The following is a 16187-nucleotide window of genomic DNA, read 5'->3' as shown; positions in this document are numbered from 1 at the left end:
TGTTCAGGCCAGATCGGTCTGCAAGAAATCATTGCCCTTGTAGAGCAGAGGTACCCGGTAGGCTTTGGCGCATGCATAGCTGAAGCAGTCGCCGAAATTCAGCTTGGCGGGATGGCCGACATATCGACCGTAGTCGCGCGCGGCTTTGATTGCGAGTTCGCGAATGGCGGCATCCAGTGGAACTTCCACGGCCTTGAGTTCGGCCAAGAAGCCGATGACGATCGTTCGGCATTGATCGATCAGAGCAGGCGGTGTCGGAGCTTGATCGCCGCTTTCAGCCACAGATTTCCTGCGGGCGATTCCGAGGATAGCTTCAAAAGCGGAACTCGGCGAGAAATAGAGCGTCTCGGCAGTTTCAATCCTTCTCAGCAGACGATCCGCATCTGCCTCTCTCAAAATCAGCGCAATAATGGCGGAAGCATCAAGAAACATCGGGTTCCCCCCAGGCCTCGTCCATGAATTTTTTCATGTCGAAGGTGGGGTCATCGGGACCAAGTGCGCTCGCGGCATCCTGATATTTCTTGATACGCTCGCTCAGCGGAAGCACAGAGTTCGCTCGTTCAAGCTCGCGCTTGAGCGCGATCCGCACGGCTTCCGTCTTCGTCCGGGCCTTGATGGCGGACTGCAACTGACGAGCCAGCGCGTCAACCTCGTCATCACGGATGTAGAGAGACATGTTCGATGTCCTTGTGAGGCGTATATTCTGATTTGAATATTCAGGACATACAGCATCGCATATACACGCTACCCGCCATGTTTTCAACTTGGGGCCTGGTCTGCCGAGCACATGGGTTCCTGCCGGGAATAAACCGGCCCCCGCTAGCGTTATTGCATTGCTTGGGTGACCGGGGCGGCGGACCGCTTCGCGCTGGCCGCTTGCGCCGCGCCTTGAAGGCGCGTTCAATCGAAATGAACAAGGCGACCTCGAAAACCAGCGGTCATGGACGAAAAGAAGGCAGCAATCCTTGGCGAAATACCACGCCTGCGCCGTTATGCGCGCTCGTTGCTGCGCGACCGCGATTCCGCCGACGATCTCGTTCAGGACTGTCTCGAACGGGCGCTTGTGCGGCTCGACAATTGGCAGACTGGAGAAAGCCCCAGGAGGTGGCTGTTTACGATCATGCATCATTTGTTCATCGATCAGATGCGCAAGGTGAACCGGCGCGGCGAAGCCGCGATGCTGCCGCTGGAGGCGAGCGAGGCGCAGGCAGCGCCAGCCGAGCAGGTGGAGAGCATCGCCTCGCGCGAGATTATCGACGCGTTGCAGGCGATCAGCCCCGATCGGCGCGCAGCACTGGTCATGGTCGCCATCGAAGGCTTTTCCTATGCCGAGGCCGCCACCATCCTCGGCGTGCCGGCCGGCACGCTGATGTCGCGCATCGCGCGCGGGCGTGATGAGTTGCGCGGGCTGCTGGATGACGCCGCGCGTCGCCGGGCGATAAGGATCGTCGAGAAATGACCCGGCAGCGCGATTTTTCCGAACGCGACATCCATATGGCCCTCGATGGCGAGTTGCCGGTTGACGAGCGCGTGGCGTACGACGTCTGGCTCGACGTCAATCCTGAAATGAAGGCGAGGAGCGCCCGCTATGTCGCCGACCGCGCAGCACTTCGTGCCGCCTTCGCCGGCGTGCTTGACGAGCCGGTGCCGGCGCGGTTGCAGAAGATCGTGTTCGGCGAGGCGCCGGTCAAGACGGCGCCATTGAGCTCGCGCTGGTGGCTGGCGGCTGCCGCAGCGGCGATACTGGCCATTGGCGGTGTTGGCGGTTATGTCGCCGGCATCGACCATCTCGGTCTGGAAGACCCCGCCGAGGACCAGCTCGCCGAGCAGGCGATTGCAGCCCATGTCATCTATGCCGCCGAGCAGCGGCATGCGGTGGAAGTGCCCGCCAGCGACAAGGATCATCTGCAGACCTGGCTGTCCAATCGGATCGGCCTGAAGCTGGTCGCACCGGATCTGGCGGCGCAAGGATTCCAGCTCGTCGGCGGCCGGCTGCTGCCCGCTGGCGAGAACAAGGCCGCGATGCTGCTTTATGAGAACGACAAAGGCGAGCGCATCTCGCTGTTCGTCACGGCTGAATCGGCCGAGAAGGCCAAGGGCACCTATGGGTCGGAAGAGAACGGCCCCGAGGCCGTCTACTGGCTGGACAAGGGCTATGGCTGCGCCGTCGTCGGCTCGCTGCCGCGCGCGCAGCTGACTGCGGTCGCCAAAAGTGCCTACAGCCAGCTTCTGGCCGGGCTGGCCAGCTGAGCTGCGCCTGTTTTTTTGTGGATGATCCTTTCCGAAAATCGATTTCGATTTCCGGGGTCATGCACCAGCCGAAACTGTCACAATTGCGCCCGAATCGAGGTGCGATAGCGCTTGACGGATGCTGGCGCTTCGGCTGTGTTGTCGACACTTCTGACCAGGGTCTTTTCCACAACCCAATCGAGGTTTTCCGAGCCCGCATGCCTGCCGAGATTCGCAAGGCCCGCGCGTCCGACGTCGATGACCTCGCCGTCATCGAGAAGGCTGTTTTCTCGAGCGACCGCATTTCCCGCCGCTCCTTTCGCCAGCTGATCGAACGCGAAAGTGCCGAGCTGCTGGTTGCCGAAAGCGACGGCCGCGTCGCCGGCTATGCGGTCGTGCTGTTTCGCAAAGGCAGCGGCGTCGCGCGGCTCTATTCCATCGCCATCGGTCCCTTTTTCGGCGGGCTCGGTATTGGCCGCATGCTGCTGGCATCGGCGGAGGAGACCGCATTCGAACACAACCGCATGATGCTGCGCCTCGAAGTGCGCGAGGACAACAGCCGAGCCATTCGCATCTACGAGCAGAACGGCTACCGCAAGATCGGCCGCGAACCGGGTTATTACGAGGACGGCGCCACGGCGCTGCGCTACGAAAAGACTTTGCGCGGCGACATTCCGGTCGCCACCAAGGTGCCGTTCTACCAGCAGACCTGCGAATTCACCTGCGGCCCGTGCTGCCTGATGATGGCGATGGCCAATTTCGAGCCCGGCTTCGTGCCCGACCCGGTCATGGAAATCCGTTTGTGGCGCGAGGCGACCACCGTTTTCATGATGTCGGGGCCTGGCGGCTGTGAGCCGTTCGGCCTCGCCGTTGCCGGCCACGAAAGCGGGCTCTCTGCCGAGATATATGTCTCCTTCCACGGCGCGCTGTTCCTGCAGTCGGTGCGCAGCCAGGACAAGCGCCGGGTGATGGAACTGGCGCAGGTCGACTTTCGCCGGCGCGCGGAACTTTACGGCATCCCGGTGAATTACCGTCCATTCGCCATCGACGATATCCGCACCGCGATCGCCGAGGGGAAACTGGTGTTGGTCCTGATCAGCGGCTTCCTGATGTTCGGCAAGAAGGTTCCGCACTGGGTGCTGGCCATCGGCGACGACGGCGACCATATCCTGATCCACGATCCCTGGGTCGAAGACGAGAGACAGGAGACCATTCTTGATGCCGCCAATATTCCCGTGCCTTACGGCATCTTTATGAACATGGCGCAGTTCGGCCGCGACGGATTGCGTGCCGCCATTACCCTCGGAAAGCGCGACAGACAATGACCTGGGTCATCCTTACCGGCCGGCAGAACGATCTAGATCAGGTGGCGACACCGCACAAGATCATCACCAATCGCGACTATCTTGCCCATCCGGCGCTGTTTCGCGGCCAACGGCCGAAGGTCATCAACCTGTCGAACAATTACGGCTACCAAAGCCGCGGCTACTATGCCTCACTGCTCGCCGGTTCGCGCGGCCACAAGGTCATCCCGACGGTCGAGACGATGATCGACCTGTCCGAGCGCAAGCTCTACGATCACGCGCTGCCGGAGCTGGAACTCGCGCTCAACAAGTGCCGCAAGGATCTGGGCGGCGCCTTTCCGCAAAAAGTCTGCATCTTCTTCGGCATCGGCCCGTCGAGGATATGGGATCGCTTTGCCAAGCTTTTGTTCGATTGGTTTCGCGCGCCGGCACTGGAAGTCCACATCACGGACAGCTCCGAATGGGCGTCGATCCGCAAGATCGGCTTCCATCCGCTGGCCAGGATGACCGAGGAGGAAGAAAAGCGCTTCCTTCAGTGCCTCGAGACCTACACCAACCGCGAGTGGCGTGACACCAAAGGCCGCACGCCGGCGCGCTACACCTTCGCCACGCTGGTCGATCCGCACGAGGAGTTGCCGCCATCGGAGATCTCGTCGCTGCGCTACTGGGCCAAGATCGCCGAAAAGATGGGCGTCGAAATCGAGCCGATCACCAAAAAGGATTTGGCCAAACTCGCCAACTACGACGCGCTGTTCATCCGCGAGACCACTTCGATCTCCAACCACACTTACCGCTTCGCGCGCCGCGCCCAGCAGGAAGGCATGCCTGTCATCGATGATCCGCTGTCGATGATCCGCTGTACCAACAAGGTCTATCTAAACGAGCTGATGACCTACAACAAGGTTCCGGTGCCACCGACGGTGATGATCGCCGGCACCTCGGATCTCGAAGTCGCGGCGCAGACGCTGGGCTTTCCGCTGGTGCTGAAGATCCCGGACTCGTCGTTTTCACGCGGCGTCAAGAAATGCGCCACCTTCGAGGAGCTGAAGACGCTAGCCACCGAATGGCTGGAGGATTCCGATCTCTTGATCGCGCAGAAATTCATTCCGACCGAATATGACTGGCGCGTCGGCGTGCTCGGCGGCCAGCCTTTGTTTGCCGTGCACTATCTGATGGCCAAAAAGCACTGGCAGATCGTCAACCACAAGGCCAACGGCAAGCCCGACCAGGGCGGTATCAAGACCTTTACCTTGAAAGAGGCGCCGGCCCATGTCGTCGAGACGGCGGTGAGAGCCGCGTGCTGTATCGGCGATGGCCTCTACGGGGTGGACCTAAAGGAAACCAAGGACGGCGTCTTCGTCATCGAGGTCAACGACAATCCCAACCTCGACCATGGCTGGGAGGATTCCGGCGAAAAAGATGAGGTCTGGGTGCGGCTGACGCAGTGGTTCCTGGAGCGGCTCGATCGGCCGGGGCGATAATCATCCGAGTGGGGGACAGAGATGCTGTTTTTTGTGACCGAGGATTTTCTCGGCTGTGACCGCAAGGAAATCTAGAGGCGCTTCCGCGACCAGGGCCGCCTGAAGCCGGACGCGCTTCTCGTGCACCACAGCCGGATCGCGGCGGATAGGAGCCGCTGCTTCCTGCTGGTGGAGGCCGATGACGTCACGCTCCTGCAGCGGTGGGTCGTCGAATGGGCGGATCTGGTCGAATTCGAGATCGTTCCCATGGCGACGAACAAGGACATGGTGGAGGAATTGAGCGGACACCTCTAAGCCTCGTCTCGGCTTGCCGTTTGATCAATTTGCAGCGAACTGCCTAACCGTCGTTAAGCCACTTCATGTTAACCCGGACTATATTGCGGGTTGCTCGCGGTATTTTGACAAGATGATAAAGCTGTTTCAGTCGGGAAGTTGCGGTCAAATACTCTATTTCTGCCTGTTAATTTTTCTTTTCGGCTTCGATTTTGCCAAAGGCCCCATAGAGCATTTTCTGGTCGGAGCAAAAGAAGGCATACAGAAACAAATCTATTCGGCCGACGGCACAAGGATTGCCGAGAGCCAGAGATCCTTTGTCGAAGGGTTGAGAACTCAAGGCATACAAGGCGGCGCATCGCAGCCGGATCCCGTGCAGGAGCATGCTTCGGGCATGGTGACCCAGGCGCTCGCCATGGAGGCAAAAAGCTCCGCCATCGGCACGATCTACATCTCCATACTTGTTGCGATGGGCTTTGCCACTCTCGTGGCGATGATATAGGCCGGGGCCATTCAATCGGGATGTGATCCGGTCCCGAGCGTCGGCGATGCCACCGCGCGCCGGCATTCCTCGATCAGCCAGTCACGAAACGATGCCACCACGTCGCGCCTTGCACGGCGCTCCGGGATCGTCAGGCAATAGGGCTGGCGCAGTGTGATCACCCTCGCGACCGGCCTGATCAGCCTGCCGTCTTCCAGCGCCTCGGCGCAATAGATCCCTTGCGCCAGCGCGACGCCGAGACCGGAAATGGCAAGGTCGAGCGCTGCCCGCGACGAGTTCGCCGACAGGCCGCGCTGGGTAGCGAGGCCGAGTTCGATACCAGCCGCCTCGAACCAGTTTCGCCAGGACGGAAAGGACGCCCCCGTCGGGCCCCAGTCCGTGTGTATCAGCGGCAGGCCGCTGAGGGCGTCTGACTTGACCGCACCGGCAAGCCCGGGCGCGCAAACGGGATAGACGGCGTCCCTGACGATGTCTTGCGTGGGGTGATCGCGATAGTGCGGACCGTAGGAGAGCCTGAGATCGATCAGCTCGCGGTCGAACGGCACCGGGTCGTCGTCACCCCTGAGCGATATGTCGACCGCACCACTACTTGCGACGAAGCCGGCCAGGCGTTGTGAAAGCCAGCCCATTGCCATCGATGGCGGCACAGATACCACCAACCGGGGGCGGAACGAATCGCCAGCAAGCTCACGCGACACGTTGCCGATCTCCTGGAAGGCCATGGTCAGTCGGGGCAGCATCTCGACGCCGGCCTCAGTCAGCACTATGCGACGGTTGACCCGATGGAATAGCTTACGGCCTACCTGGTCCTCGATGGCGCGGATAAGCTGACTGACCGCAGCCGCGGAAACCGAAAGCTCCTCGGCCGCGCCGGCAAAGCTGCCAAGCCGCGCCGCCGCCTCGAAAGCCTGCAGTCCGCGCAAGGATGGGAGTGCAACCATATCCACCAATAGGTAAGTTAAACTTATCTATCTGGCAAGAATCCTCGTTTTGCGAAAGTTATTTCCTCGATTAGGGTACTTTCGATTGGCAAGCATGAGAGACGGAACACCATGAACCATCGCGACGTGATCGCATCGCTGACGCAGCAGCAGCGCGATCGGCTGACCGCCAAGTCGGATCGCCTCGGACTGCTTCAACTCGCCGTCCATTGGGGCGCGATCGTGGTCATCGGTGCGCTGATCATCGCCAAGGTGCCGTTCTGGCAACTGCTCATGCTGCCGCAAGGTATCCTGATCGTTTTCCTGTTCACGCTTCTTCACGAGACGGTCCATCGCACGGCTTTCGAAACACAGCGGCTGAACGATTTCGTGGCGCGCGTCTGCAGTCTGGCGATCGCGTTGCCGGCTGACTGGTTCCGCTATTTCCACTTCGCCCATCACCGCTTCACCCAGGATCCGGACAACGACCCGGAACTCGCCTTCCCGAAACCCGAAACCTGGCGGCAGTATATCGTTCACGTCTCCGGCATTCCGACGTGGTGGGGCCACTTCAGGACGCTCTACGCCAACGCGATCGGTGGCTGCCGAGACAGCTACGTGCCGCCGAAAGGCCGGCCCAAGGTGCGCGCCGAGGCCCGCGCCATGATTGCCTTCTATGCCGTCGTGCTGGTGCTGGCCGTCTGGTTCCGGGCAACGACGCTGCTCTATGTCTGGATCGTGCCGGCGCTTTTGGGACAGCCGTTCCTGCGCCTCTATCTCCTGGCCGAACATGGCCGTTGTCCGCTTGTTGCCAACATGCTGGAAAACACCCGGACCACGCTGACCAACTGGTTTGTCCGCAACCTCGCCTGGAACATGCCCTTTCACGCCGAGCATCATGCCTATCCGGGTGTGCCGTTCCATCAACTGCCGGCGTTTCACGCGTTGATAGAGCGTCACCTCAAGGAGATCGAAGCCGGTTACGTGCGCTTCCACGAGAAATATGTCGATACATTGCGCTGATGACGACAGGCCGAGCCGGTGACTGGCTCGGCCCTGTCGCGCTCGGCCTGATTGCCCGATCGCCGCAAACGATTTCAGCAGGCGAGCGATATCCGCCTTCGCCGTGTCAGAGCGGCGGTGGTGTTCCTTTTACGTCGCCAAGTGTTCCGTAACCGTTGACTGACGTTTTGTTTCGATTGCCGCATACCGTTCGAGGAACGCGTTTTGCGCCCAGGTCACCGAACGCGGGGTGAAATCGAAGCGGTCGGCATTGAAGCCGCGCGGCCGGCCGAAGAATTCGGTCGCCTCGGCGGTCGAAAAGCCGGCAAGCAGCGTTGCCTCGAAATAGGCGGCGATCTGGTCGGCGCGCTTGATCTCCTTGCGCAGGCCCGCACTAGGTTCGACCGGCAGCGAAAAGCGCAGATGGATGGCGCGCTGCAGCCTCAGCTCGCACTCCTTGTAGCTGCCGCCCATCACCGATTTGAACGGTGAGATCATGTCGCCGATGACATATTCCGGCGCGTCGTGCAACAAAGCCGCCAGCCGCGCGTCGGCCGGGGCGTCCGGCACCAGCTCGCCGAAAAGCGCCTCGACCAGCAGCGAATGCTGGGCGACGGAAAAGGCGTGATCGCCGCTGGTCTGGCCGTTCCAGCGGGCGACGCGGGCAAGACCATGGGCGATGTCCGAAATCTCGATATCGAGCGGCGAAGGGTCAAGGAGATCGAGCCGCCGGCCCGACAGCATGCGCTGCCAGGCGCGCGGCGGCGCGCCGGCACGGTCGGCCGCCATCAGGCCTCCTCCGCGCCGACGGATTCCTGCGGGCCAACGGTCTCCAGCGGAAAAGTGAACTTCGCCCAGGCAGGGATGGTGAGCGACACAGTGACGTCATCCGCCATGATCGGCTGGCCGGCGTCGAGCGCTGCCTTGACGCGGTCGATACGGGCTATGGCGAGGCCTGCCATGCCGGCGACAGCGCCAAGCGTGCCGACCGGTCGCCCGGCCACTGTCAGTTCGGCGCCAGGAGCGGGCAGGGGCCGTTCGGCCGAAACGATCAGCACCCGCCGTCTGGCGGTGCCACGATGCTGCATGCGCGAGACCACCTCCTGGCCGACATAGCAGCCCTTCCTGAAGCCGACGCCGCCGGTCTCGTCGAGCAGCACATCATGGGGGAAGGCCTCACCAAGCTGATAGTCGCTGCCGCTTTCGGCAATGCCGTGGGCGATGCGCAGAGCCTGCCATGCGGCCGGGTCGCCGCCCTGCGCCGTGCCGCCATAACAGCGCGTCACGGACGCGTCTCGGAACCGTGCATCGGCAACCGGCGTTGAGCCGGATTGCGAAGTGGTTGAATCACTTCCCCACGCGACGGTGACAAGCCCCTGATCTACCTTGGCGATCTCGACCTTGGCGCGCAATTTGTAGAGCATCAGCCGGCGCATGAAATCGTCTGATATATCGGCTCGGCATTCGAGGCGGAAGGAATTCTCGCCAGCGCGGGAGATCAGGAAGTCGAACAGGATCTTGCCTTGCGGCGTCAGCAAGGCGCCCGGTTTTGCTTCGCCCGCAGCCAGTGCGTCGAGGTCGGTGGTCAGAATGTTCTGCAAAAAAATCTCGGCATCCGGGCCTGACACGGAAATGAGGGCGCGGTCTTTCAACTGGGCAAAGGGCATGGGCGAAAAAAGAACCTGATCTTGCAAAACAGTCGGCCATTACGTAAGCCGCTGACACTCCCCCCGCAAGAGACCGGATTAGCATGGCCACGACCTACGACCTCATCCTGACAGGCGGCACGGTGGTCAACCACGATGGCGAGGGCCGACGCGACATCGGCATCAATGGCGGGCGCATCGCCGCTATCGGTGATCTCGGCCAGGCATCAGCCGGCGAGACGGTCGACTGTCGCGGCCTGCACATCCTGCCGGGCGTCGTCGACAGCCAGGTGCATTTCCGCGAGCCAGGGCTGGAGCACAAGGAAGATCTGCAGACGGGCTCGCGGGCAGCTGTGCTGGGCGGCGTCACCGCTGTCTTCGAGATGCCCAATACCAACCCGCTGACCACCAGCGAAGCAGCCCTTGCCGACAAGGTTCGGCGCGCCACCGGCCGCATGCATTGCGACTTTGCTTTCTGGGTCGGCGGCACCCGCGACAATGCCGGGGATGCCGGCGAACTGGAGCGGCTACCCGGTGCTGCCGGCATAAAAGTTTTCATGGGCTCGTCCACCGGCCACCTTTTGGTCGAGGACGATGAGGGCGTCGCCTCAATTCTGAGGAATACGCGCCGCCGTGCCGCCTTCCATTCCGAGGACGAATTCCGGCTGCGCGAGCGGCTCGGGGAACGCATCGAGGGCGACCCGTCCTCGCATCCGGTTTGGCGCGACGAGATCGCGGCACTGCGCTGCACCGAGCGCCTGGTGCGGATAGCGCGCCAGGTTCGCGCCCGCATCCACGTGCTGCACATCTCGACTGCCGAGGAAATTGCCTTCCTCGAACAGCATAAGGATGTCGCGACCTGTGAGGTGACGCCGCATCATCTGACGCTGAGCGCGGATGATTATGCGCGGCTTGGCACGCTGATCCAGATGAACCCGCCGGTGCGCGCATCGCGCCACCACGACGGCATCTGGCACGGCATTGCACAAGGCATTGTCGATGTGCTGGGTTCCGACCACGCCCCGCACACGCTGGCGGAGAAGGCAAAACTCTATCCGGCCTCGCCGTCCGGCATGACCGGCGTGCAGACACTGGTGCCGATCATGCTGGATCACGTCAATGCCGGCCGGCTGACGTTGCAACGTTTCGTCGACCTGTCCAGCCACGGCCCGCAGCGTATCTTCGGCATGGCCAGGAAAGGCCGCATCGCCGCCGGCTACGACGCCGATTTCACCATCGTCGATCTGAAGCGCCGCGAAACCATCACCAATGCGCAGGCCGGCTCCAAGGCCGGCTGGACGCCCTATGACGGCAGAGAAGTAACCGGGTGGCCGGTCGGAACAGTCGTGCGCGGCCGCCGCGTGATGTGGGAGGGCGAGATCGTCACGCCAGGGCAGGGCAAGGCTGTGGAGTTTTCCGAGGCGCTGCCGGTCTAGAGCGGCGGACCTTCAAATCGATTGGACCGCCGGTCTATCTATTTCTTTGAGCATCGGCTTTCCCAAAGCGGGGACCCACTCCGATGCTCTAAGCGGGCTTGAGGGTAGGAAAGGGCAATGCCGCTCAATCCCCGGCGACGAAGAACGTCCACTGTCCGTCCGGCGTGATGCCGACGCGGTAGAAGATGTAGGCGCCGAACTGCTTCATGCTGTCATAGTCGCCGGCGGTGACGATCTTGAACAGCTCGACCCGCTGCCTGGCGTCGAGTTTGTCCAGCGGCAGCGCGAAGAAATATGGCCAGACATAGAGCTCCTGCGGCGTGCCGGCATCGACATGGACATAGCCGGCACTGAGCACCTCTTCCAGGATGGCGAGGATCTCCTGGCCTTCCGTGTCGCCCGAAAGACCTTTCAGGAAGGTGATCGGGTCGCCTTCGATCTCGCTCAGCGACAATTGGGTCATCGTATCGCCCTGGCCGATCAACGGCCGGAGCTTTTCGATGTCGCCGCTCTTGCAGGCCTCGAGGATCAAATCGTGCATGCGCCTGACCGGCTCCGGCAGCTTGCCGAGATCGTAGACAACCTCGGGCAAGGGTTCATCCGGATCGGCTTGCGGATTGGCCATGCCACCATCGTCTTTTGGCCCCTCCGGTTCGACCTGTTCCCGCTCGTCGGGGGGCCTCGGCTGGTCGGTCGCAGGCGGTGTCGTGCCGAGCGGATCGGGCATCGGCACCGCGGTTCCGGGCGGCGACATGTCGTCATCGGCGGGCGGCGTGACTGGCGAGGGCAGGTCCTCGCGCTTGATTTCACTCAGCGCATAGGCAGGGCTGTTTGCGAGGCAAAAAGCCAGAGGGACCGCGGCGCAAAAAGCGACGAGCCGGATGCTGAGGGCCAAGCCAAGCGGCTGGCCTGACGTCGAAAAATTCACCGCCTGCCTCTCCATGATTCCGTCCAGATGCCTAGGCCCGCCCAGGTGCCCGGGGCATGACCGCCCTAGCGGCACGCCGTCGTCAAAGAGCCTGATGCCGGTTCAGTGCCGCAGCCGTCCTGGTTCGAAGGCCCCGGCTATCACCTTTTCACGCATGCGGTCGAGCAGGGCAAGGGCCGAGGTCTCGCCATTGGCGCGCAGCATTTCACCGAACGCCGTTTCAAGGGCCGCCTCGGCGATGATTTCCGGCTCGATTCCAGCCGAAAGCCCTTCCGCCCAGGCCTCGCTGTGGCTTTCCACGGCGGTCAGGCGCTTTTCTTCCCTGACCAGCGCGTCGATGTCGTTGACGCCATGTTCCATTGCGATGTCCACCCTTTTCAAGCGGCGATCCGGCAGATACGGATCAGGCTTGGGCTGTCCCTTTTTACACGCAGGTTAAGTAAGTACTTGTAAATACGACATTTCTAGGGTCGTTTCGACAAGGGCTCGTCACGTTTTGCAAACCTGCGTTCGATCCGATTCAAACTTAGCCGATTAGGCCGGCGAGCGGGATGAAAACCTTCAGTTTGAGTTAATTCCGCATCCGCGCCGTAACGTTTCGTTAATACCGTTGCAAAAGTGCAACACAAGGATTGCACTAAGACGCCCCCGGATACAAGCGGCGAGGTGTCAGGTCAGTTGCCGTAGCGCGAGGCGATGTCGCGCGAGAGCGTTTCGCCTTCCTTCATATAGCGGCTGATGGCTTCGGTCGCCGAGGCGGTACACTGCGTGTAGGTGCCGCCGAAGGAGCGGTAGCCGCGGTTGAAGCTGGCGATGAAGCGGGCGCGCCGCTCCGGGTCCGGATTTTCCGAAGCAATCAGCTTCTCCATCTCGACCCGCCACTGGTCGCCCTTCTCGCCGCACAGATTACGCAGGAAATGCAGCGATCCAAGCACCTCCGCCAGCCGCATCAGCCCCGGCTCGAACGGCGACTCGGCGGCCAGAGCCGGCCGCGCCCCGATTGCCGTACTGGCGGCGAGGCAAGCTGCAAGGAAAAGCGATGCGCGGATCATAAGTCTATGTGGCCAAACAATCTGTCGCCTGCAAGGCGATTTTGGAGGTTACGCCCCTGCATTTCTGAGCAATTCTTCGGCAACGGCAAACACCGAAGCGGCAAGCGGCAGAGCCGTCATTTCGCTGAGCGTATAGAAGGCGGCGTTCTCGGCGTCGTCGCTGGCCACGGGCTCGCCGCCGGCATAGGTGGCGCCGAACACCGTCAGCAGATAGTCGACCGGGTGCCCGTCGCTGTGGCCGTCGATGTGGATTTCCCGAAGTGCGCGGTAGTTGTGCGCATGCAACCCGGTTTCCTCCAGCAATTCGCGTTGCGCGGCTTGTTCCAGCGTTTCGCCGGCCTCGACCTTGCCGCCTGGAAACGCGTAAAATCCTTGCGAAGGCTGCCGCGCCCGCTTGACCAGCAGCACCGTGTCGCCGCGGACAATGGCGACCGAGACAGCCGGGAGTATCTTGCGCATCTCGTCCATGGATCTCCGATCGTCATTCGCTGCAGCCGGTTGTGGAGCGGTCGGCGTGAAGAAGCATTATCGGTTGCGCAACGCCGGTTCCATCGCCACCTTCGCTCCGACCGTTTCAACGAGTTTAGCTTATGTGCGGACGCTTTGCCTTGACCGCCACGCCGGGCCAGACTGCCGCTTTTCTCGGTCTGGCGGAGCTGGAGGATTTTCCGGCCCGATACAACATCGCGCCGACGCAGCCGGTCCTGATGGCGATTGCAGGCTTGCCGCAGGCGCCGGGCTCAAATCTGTCCGACCGGCAGTCGATGCTGGTGCGTTGGGGGCTGATCCCGGCCTGGGTGAAGGACACGCGTGAGTTTCCGCTGCTGTTCAATGCGCGCTCGGAGGGAGCAACGGAAAAGGCCTCGTTTCGCACCGCCATGCGCCATCGCCGCGCTTTGGTGCCGGCTTCCGGCTTCTACGAATGGCGTCAATCAGGCGGCAAGAGGGGGCAGCCCTATTGGGTGCGGCCGAGGCATGGCGGGCTTGTCGCCTTCGCCGGGCTGACGTCACATCAGGCAGCGCGCGGCGATGTGATCTTTTGCGCCGGCTTTTTCTTCTTCGCGGTATGGAGAAGGGCGGCGACGATCGCGGCCGGGCCGATCGCCCGGTATTGGCTGGCGAGCGCCGGTTGCTTCGCGCTGCTGGAGTCCTGCTTGGTTCGGAGCATTTTTCTCTTCCCTGGTAACGTCTTCGTGTCCGCGTTTGCTGGTCGAATCCGACCAAATCGTGACAACTGGTGATCTAGCCGGCGAATGTTTCATGACTGTGCCGAGATGTTTAATAAAATGTTTCACTGCGTCATTACCTGTGATCCGGCGACTCTTTTGCCGAAAGTTGCGACTTGACGGCAACACTGGGTGAGGCGATAAAGCCGCTCATGAGAACGTCTTTCGCCATTTGTGGCATCTGCATTATTGGCTAGCTTCGCGCTGGTCCGGACGTTTTCGCCTATCTTCCTTCTAGAGTGGACAAACGCCCCGGCCAGCAGGCTGGTGCCTGATTTGCGTCTCAGCGCAAGTGGCCCCAACCAAAAGGTAACGCACCGGGAAGGCACGAATGTCTGACGCATCGAAGGGCCTGCGCCTCTACAACACGCTGACGCGGACCAAGGAGGATTTCTTCCCGATCGATCCGCGCAATGTGCGCATGTATGTCTGCGGCCCGACGGTCTACGACTTTGCCCATATCGGCAACGCGCGGCCGGTGATCGTCTTCGACGTGCTGTTCCGTCTGCTGCGCCATCTCTACGGGCAAGCGCACGTCACCTATGTGCGCAACATCACGGATGTCGACGACAAGATCAATGACCGCGCACTGCGCGATTTCGGCGGCGAAATTGCCGCGGGAAAGCTGTCGCTGAACGAGGCGATCCGGCGGGTCACCGAAAAAACCGCCGACCAGTTCCACAAGGATGTGGCGACGCTCGGCTGCCTGGAGCCGACGGTCGAGCCGCGCGCCACTGAATTCGTCGAGCCGCGCGCCGATGGCAAAGTCGACATGATCTCCTTGATTCAACGGTTGATCGACCGCCGCCATGCTTATGTTGCGGCAGGCGAAGTTCTGTTCGACACGGCCTCGATGCCAGACTACGGCGAATTGTCGAAGCGCAATCTCGACGAACAGCAGGCGGGCGCTCGCGTCGCCGTCGATCCCCACAAGAAGAACCCTGGCGATTTCGTGCTGTGGAAGCTGTCCTCGCCGGAAGAGCCGGGCTGGGACAGCCCGTGGGGCAGGGGCCGGCCGGGCTGGCATATCGAGTGCTCGGCGATGTCGGCCGCCTATCTCGGCGAGGTCTTCGACATCCATGGCGGCGGGCTCGACCTGATCTTCCCGCACCACGAGAACGAGATCGCCCAGTCGCGCTGCGCCCACGGCACCGATGTGATGGCCAAAGTGTGGATGCACAACGGCTTCCTGCAGGTCGAGGGGCAGAAGATGTCCAAGAGCCTGGGCAACTTCTACTCGATCAACGAGTTGCTGGAGACGGATACCTTTGGCGGCCGCAAATGGCCGGGCGAGGTGCTCAGGCTGGCGATGCTGATGACGCATTATCGCGAGCCGATCGACTTTTCCGTGCGCAAGCTGGAAGAGGCGGAAAATACGCTGCGCAAATGGAAGCGGGCGGCGGATCTGGCACCGGCGGCGGCAAAGCAATTGCCGGTGGAAGTGGTGGAACCCCTGTCGGACGATCTCGCAACCTATTCCGCGTTCCAGGTGCTGACGCAGTTGGCCGGTGAGGCTGTAGATTTCAGTGCTGCTGCTGGCGGCAACGCTGCCGCAGCGGGCAACGATGCTGCCGCTTCGCTGAAGGCGGCACTGTTGTTCCTCGGCTTTGACGTCGCGCCGGCCAAGGTCGAGGAAGACGCCATCGCCAAGTCGATCGCCAAACGCCTGACCCTCATCGCTGCTGGAAATTGGGCCGAGGCCGACCGCATCCGTGCCGAATTGCTGGCGCAAGGTATCCAGTTGAAGGACGGCAAGGACCCCGTCACCAGCGCCCGCATCACCACCTGGGAGGTAAAAAGATGATCGATCATCTTGGCATCACCGTTTCCGATTTCGACGCTTCCAAGGCGTTCTATGGCAAGGCGATGGCGCCCCTCGGTGCCGCGCTCCTCTACATGGTGCCGCAGGAATACACCGGCGGCGCCAAGGTCGGCGGCTATGGCCGGGACCGGCCGGTGTTCTGGTTGCATCAAGGCAAGGACAAGCCGAAGGACCGTCAGCACGTCGCCTTCACTGCGCGCAGCCGCGCCGAGGTCGATGCCTTCTACGCAGCCGCCATCGCCGCCGGCGGTAAGGACAATGGCGGCCCAGGCCTGCGTCCGCACTATCATGCGAACTACTATGGCGCCTTTGTCTTCGACCCCGACGGCAACAATATCGAAGCCGTCTGCCATGCCGCGGAGTGAA

At 61.9% G+C, this 16187-nt stretch carries 19 protein-coding genes and 1 pseudogene; 11 read left to right on the top strand and 9 right to left on the bottom strand.

Annotated features, from left to right (window positions below; all coding sequences use genetic code 11):
• Window positions 1-3: 3 nt before the first annotated feature.
• Both EOA78_RS01400 and EOA78_RS01395 read right to left on the bottom strand, forming a co-directional pair.
• Window positions 4-432, bottom strand: coding sequence for a type II toxin-antitoxin system VapC family toxin (locus EOA78_RS01400; RefSeq protein WP_127313541.1), 429 nt, complete (start codon window positions 430-432; stop codon window positions 4-6).
• Window positions 422-676 (bottom strand): type II toxin-antitoxin system VapB family antitoxin, encoded by a 255-nt coding sequence (locus tag EOA78_RS01395; RefSeq protein WP_127313540.1) that lies wholly within the window; start codon window positions 674-676, stop codon window positions 422-424. Before EOA78_RS01395 ends, EOA78_RS01400 begins: the two co-directional genes overlap by 11 nt.
• A 264-nt stretch (window positions 677-940) precedes the next feature.
• On the opposite strand from EOA78_RS01395, the gene EOA78_RS01390 reads away from it, so the two are divergent.
• The 6 genes and pseudogenes from EOA78_RS01390 to EOA78_RS01365 all read left to right on the top strand — a co-directional run bounded on the left by EOA78_RS01390 (window position 941) and on the right by EOA78_RS01365 (window position 5789).
• Window positions 941-1459, top strand: a complete 519-nt coding sequence (locus EOA78_RS01390) for an RNA polymerase sigma factor (RefSeq protein WP_127313539.1) — start codon at window positions 941-943, stop codon at window positions 1457-1459.
• Window positions 1456-2250, top strand: coding sequence for an anti-sigma factor (locus EOA78_RS01385; protein ID WP_127313538.1), 795 nt, complete (start codon window positions 1456-1458; stop codon window positions 2248-2250). Before EOA78_RS01390 ends, EOA78_RS01385 begins: the two co-directional genes overlap by 4 nt.
• Window positions 2251-2447: 197 nt before the next feature.
• Window positions 2448-3554 (top strand): peptidase C39 family protein, encoded by a 1107-nt coding sequence (locus tag EOA78_RS01380; protein ID WP_127313537.1) that lies wholly within the window; start codon window positions 2448-2450, stop codon window positions 3552-3554.
• Window positions 3551-5014 carry a RimK family protein gene (locus EOA78_RS01375; protein WP_127313536.1) on the top strand — a complete coding sequence of 488 codons (1464 nt, stop codon included), beginning with the start codon at window positions 3551-3553 and terminating at the stop codon, window positions 5012-5014. The genes EOA78_RS01380 and EOA78_RS01375 overlap by 4 nt, the downstream gene beginning before the upstream one ends.
• 87 nt (window positions 5015-5101) lie before the next feature.
• A pseudogene (locus EOA78_RS36790) lies at window positions 5102-5308 on the top strand (DUF3303 family protein); the annotation flags it as partial.
• Window positions 5309-5420: 112 nt separating this feature from the next.
• A complete protein-coding gene (locus EOA78_RS01365; RefSeq protein WP_127313535.1) occupies window positions 5421-5789 on the top strand; it encodes a hypothetical protein in 369 nt (122 codons plus the stop codon).
• Window positions 5790-5800: 11 nt separating this feature from the next.
• On the opposite strand, the gene EOA78_RS01360 is transcribed toward EOA78_RS01365, so the two are convergent.
• The gene (locus EOA78_RS01360; protein ID WP_127313534.1) at window positions 5801-6730 is read right to left on the bottom strand and encodes a LysR substrate-binding domain-containing protein; all 930 of its coding nucleotides are present in this window, start codon (window positions 6728-6730) and stop codon (window positions 5801-5803) included.
• 111 nt (window positions 6731-6841) lie between these two features.
• Between EOA78_RS01360 and EOA78_RS01355 the strand changes: the two genes are divergently transcribed.
• Complete coding sequence (locus tag EOA78_RS01355; protein WP_127313533.1) at window positions 6842-7732, top strand: fatty acid desaturase family protein; 891 nt, start codon at window positions 6842-6844, stop codon at window positions 7730-7732.
• A 129-nt stretch (window positions 7733-7861) separates the two neighbouring features.
• On the opposite strand, the gene EOA78_RS01350 is transcribed toward EOA78_RS01355, so the two are convergent.
• Both EOA78_RS01350 and EOA78_RS01345 read right to left on the bottom strand, forming a co-directional pair.
• Window positions 7862-8500: an HD family hydrolase gene (locus EOA78_RS01350; protein ID WP_127313532.1), complete on the bottom strand. Its 639-nt coding sequence runs from the start codon at window positions 8498-8500 to the stop codon at window positions 7862-7864.
• The gene (locus EOA78_RS01345; RefSeq protein ID WP_127313531.1) at window positions 8500-9378 is read right to left on the bottom strand and encodes a folate-binding protein YgfZ; all 879 of its coding nucleotides are present in this window, start codon (window positions 9376-9378) and stop codon (window positions 8500-8502) included. Before EOA78_RS01345 ends, EOA78_RS01350 begins: the two co-directional genes overlap by 1 nt.
• Before the next feature lie 83 nt (window positions 9379-9461).
• On the opposite strand from EOA78_RS01345, the gene EOA78_RS01340 reads away from it, so the two are divergent.
• Window positions 9462-10793 carry a dihydroorotase gene (locus EOA78_RS01340; RefSeq protein ID WP_127313530.1) on the top strand — a complete coding sequence of 444 codons (1332 nt, stop codon included), beginning with the start codon at window positions 9462-9464 and terminating at the stop codon, window positions 10791-10793.
• 124 nt (window positions 10794-10917) lie between these two features.
• Here the strand turns inward: EOA78_RS01340 and EOA78_RS01335 are convergent, their stop codons facing one another.
• The 4 genes from EOA78_RS01335 to EOA78_RS01320 form a co-directional block, all read right to left on the bottom strand.
• Window positions 10918-11721: a hypothetical protein gene (locus EOA78_RS01335; RefSeq protein ID WP_164783593.1), complete on the bottom strand. Its 804-nt coding sequence runs from the start codon at window positions 11719-11721 to the stop codon at window positions 10918-10920.
• Window positions 11722-11823: 102 nt separating this feature from the next.
• Window positions 11824-12081: a hypothetical protein gene (locus EOA78_RS01330; protein WP_077381793.1), complete on the bottom strand. Its 258-nt coding sequence runs from the start codon at window positions 12079-12081 to the stop codon at window positions 11824-11826.
• 314 nt (window positions 12082-12395) lie between these two features.
• The gene (locus tag EOA78_RS01325; RefSeq protein WP_127313528.1) at window positions 12396-12773 is read right to left on the bottom strand and encodes a TIGR02301 family protein; all 378 of its coding nucleotides are present in this window, start codon (window positions 12771-12773) and stop codon (window positions 12396-12398) included.
• Between the two features lie 48 nt (window positions 12774-12821).
• Window positions 12822-13241 (bottom strand): NUDIX hydrolase, encoded by a 420-nt coding sequence (locus EOA78_RS01320; protein WP_127313527.1) that lies wholly within the window; start codon window positions 13239-13241, stop codon window positions 12822-12824.
• Between the two features lie 122 nt (window positions 13242-13363).
• On the opposite strand from EOA78_RS01320, the gene EOA78_RS36785 reads away from it, so the two are divergent.
• The 3 genes from EOA78_RS36785 (at window position 13364) to EOA78_RS01300 (ending at window position 16186) form a co-directional block, all read left to right on the top strand.
• Window positions 13364-14014, top strand: a complete 651-nt coding sequence (locus tag EOA78_RS36785) for an SOS response-associated peptidase (protein WP_245477084.1) — start codon at window positions 13364-13366, stop codon at window positions 14012-14014.
• A 316-nt stretch (window positions 14015-14330) separates the two neighbouring features.
• A complete protein-coding gene (gene cysS / locus EOA78_RS01305; protein ID WP_127313526.1) occupies window positions 14331-15803 on the top strand; it encodes a cysteine--tRNA ligase in 1473 nt (490 codons plus the stop codon).
• Window positions 15800-16186, top strand: coding sequence for a VOC family protein (locus EOA78_RS01300; protein WP_127313525.1), 387 nt, complete (start codon window positions 15800-15802; stop codon window positions 16184-16186). The genes cysS and EOA78_RS01300 overlap by 4 nt, the downstream gene beginning before the upstream one ends.
• Window position 16187: the final 1 nt, after the last annotated feature.

Origin of the sequence: Mesorhizobium sp. M5C.F.Cr.IN.023.01.1.1, assembly GCF_003997585.1 — a bacterium.
In the GTDB taxonomy this organism is placed as follows: domain Bacteria; phylum Pseudomonadota; class Alphaproteobacteria; order Rhizobiales; family Rhizobiaceae; genus Mesorhizobium; species Mesorhizobium wenxiniae.
The sequence above is the reverse complement of the archived record's forward strand: the minus strand, read 5'-3'. Positions and strand labels throughout refer to the sequence as shown.

Bases quoted from the DNA above. Each gene is read 5' to 3' on its own strand.
- EOA78_RS01400 (WP_127313541.1), bottom strand. From the start codon at position 432: ATGTTTCTTGATGCTTCCGCCATTATTGCGCTGATTTTGAGAGAGGCA.
- EOA78_RS01395 (WP_127313540.1), bottom strand. From the start codon at position 676: ATGTCTCTCTACATCCGTGATGACGAGGTTGACGCGCTGGCTCGTCAG.
- EOA78_RS01390 (WP_127313539.1), top strand. From the start codon at position 941: ATGGACGAAAAGAAGGCAGCAATCCTTGGCGAAATACCACGCCTGCGC.
- EOA78_RS01385 (WP_127313538.1), top strand. From the start codon at position 1,456: ATGACCCGGCAGCGCGATTTTTCCGAACGCGACATCCATATGGCCCTC.
- EOA78_RS01380 (WP_127313537.1), top strand. From the start codon at position 2,448: ATGCCTGCCGAGATTCGCAAGGCCCGCGCGTCCGACGTCGATGACCTC.
- EOA78_RS01375 (WP_127313536.1), top strand. From the start codon at position 3,551: ATGACCTGGGTCATCCTTACCGGCCGGCAGAACGATCTAGATCAGGTG.
- EOA78_RS01365 (WP_127313535.1), top strand. From the start codon at position 5,421: ATGATAAAGCTGTTTCAGTCGGGAAGTTGCGGTCAAATACTCTATTTC.
- EOA78_RS01360 (WP_127313534.1), bottom strand. From the start codon at position 6,730: ATGGTTGCACTCCCATCCTTGCGCGGACTGCAGGCTTTCGAGGCGGCG.
- EOA78_RS01355 (WP_127313533.1), top strand. From the start codon at position 6,842: ATGAACCATCGCGACGTGATCGCATCGCTGACGCAGCAGCAGCGCGAT.
- EOA78_RS01350 (WP_127313532.1), bottom strand. From the start codon at position 8,500: ATGGCGGCCGACCGTGCCGGCGCGCCGCCGCGCGCCTGGCAGCGCATG.
- EOA78_RS01345 (WP_127313531.1), bottom strand. From the start codon at position 9,378: ATGCCCTTTGCCCAGTTGAAAGACCGCGCCCTCATTTCCGTGTCAGGC.
- EOA78_RS01340 (WP_127313530.1), top strand. From the start codon at position 9,462: ATGGCCACGACCTACGACCTCATCCTGACAGGCGGCACGGTGGTCAAC.
- EOA78_RS01330 (WP_077381793.1), bottom strand. From the start codon at position 12,081: ATGGAACATGGCGTCAACGACATCGACGCGCTGGTCAGGGAAGAAAAG.
- EOA78_RS01325 (WP_127313528.1), bottom strand. From the start codon at position 12,773: ATGATCCGCGCATCGCTTTTCCTTGCAGCTTGCCTCGCCGCCAGTACG.
- EOA78_RS01320 (WP_127313527.1), bottom strand. From the start codon at position 13,241: ATGGACGAGATGCGCAAGATACTCCCGGCTGTCTCGGTCGCCATTGTC.
- EOA78_RS36785 (WP_245477084.1), top strand. From the start codon at position 13,364: ATGTGCGGACGCTTTGCCTTGACCGCCACGCCGGGCCAGACTGCCGCT.
- cysS (WP_127313526.1), top strand. From the start codon at position 14,331: ATGTCTGACGCATCGAAGGGCCTGCGCCTCTACAACACGCTGACGCGG.
- EOA78_RS01300 (WP_127313525.1), top strand. From the start codon at position 15,800: ATGATCGATCATCTTGGCATCACCGTTTCCGATTTCGACGCTTCCAAG.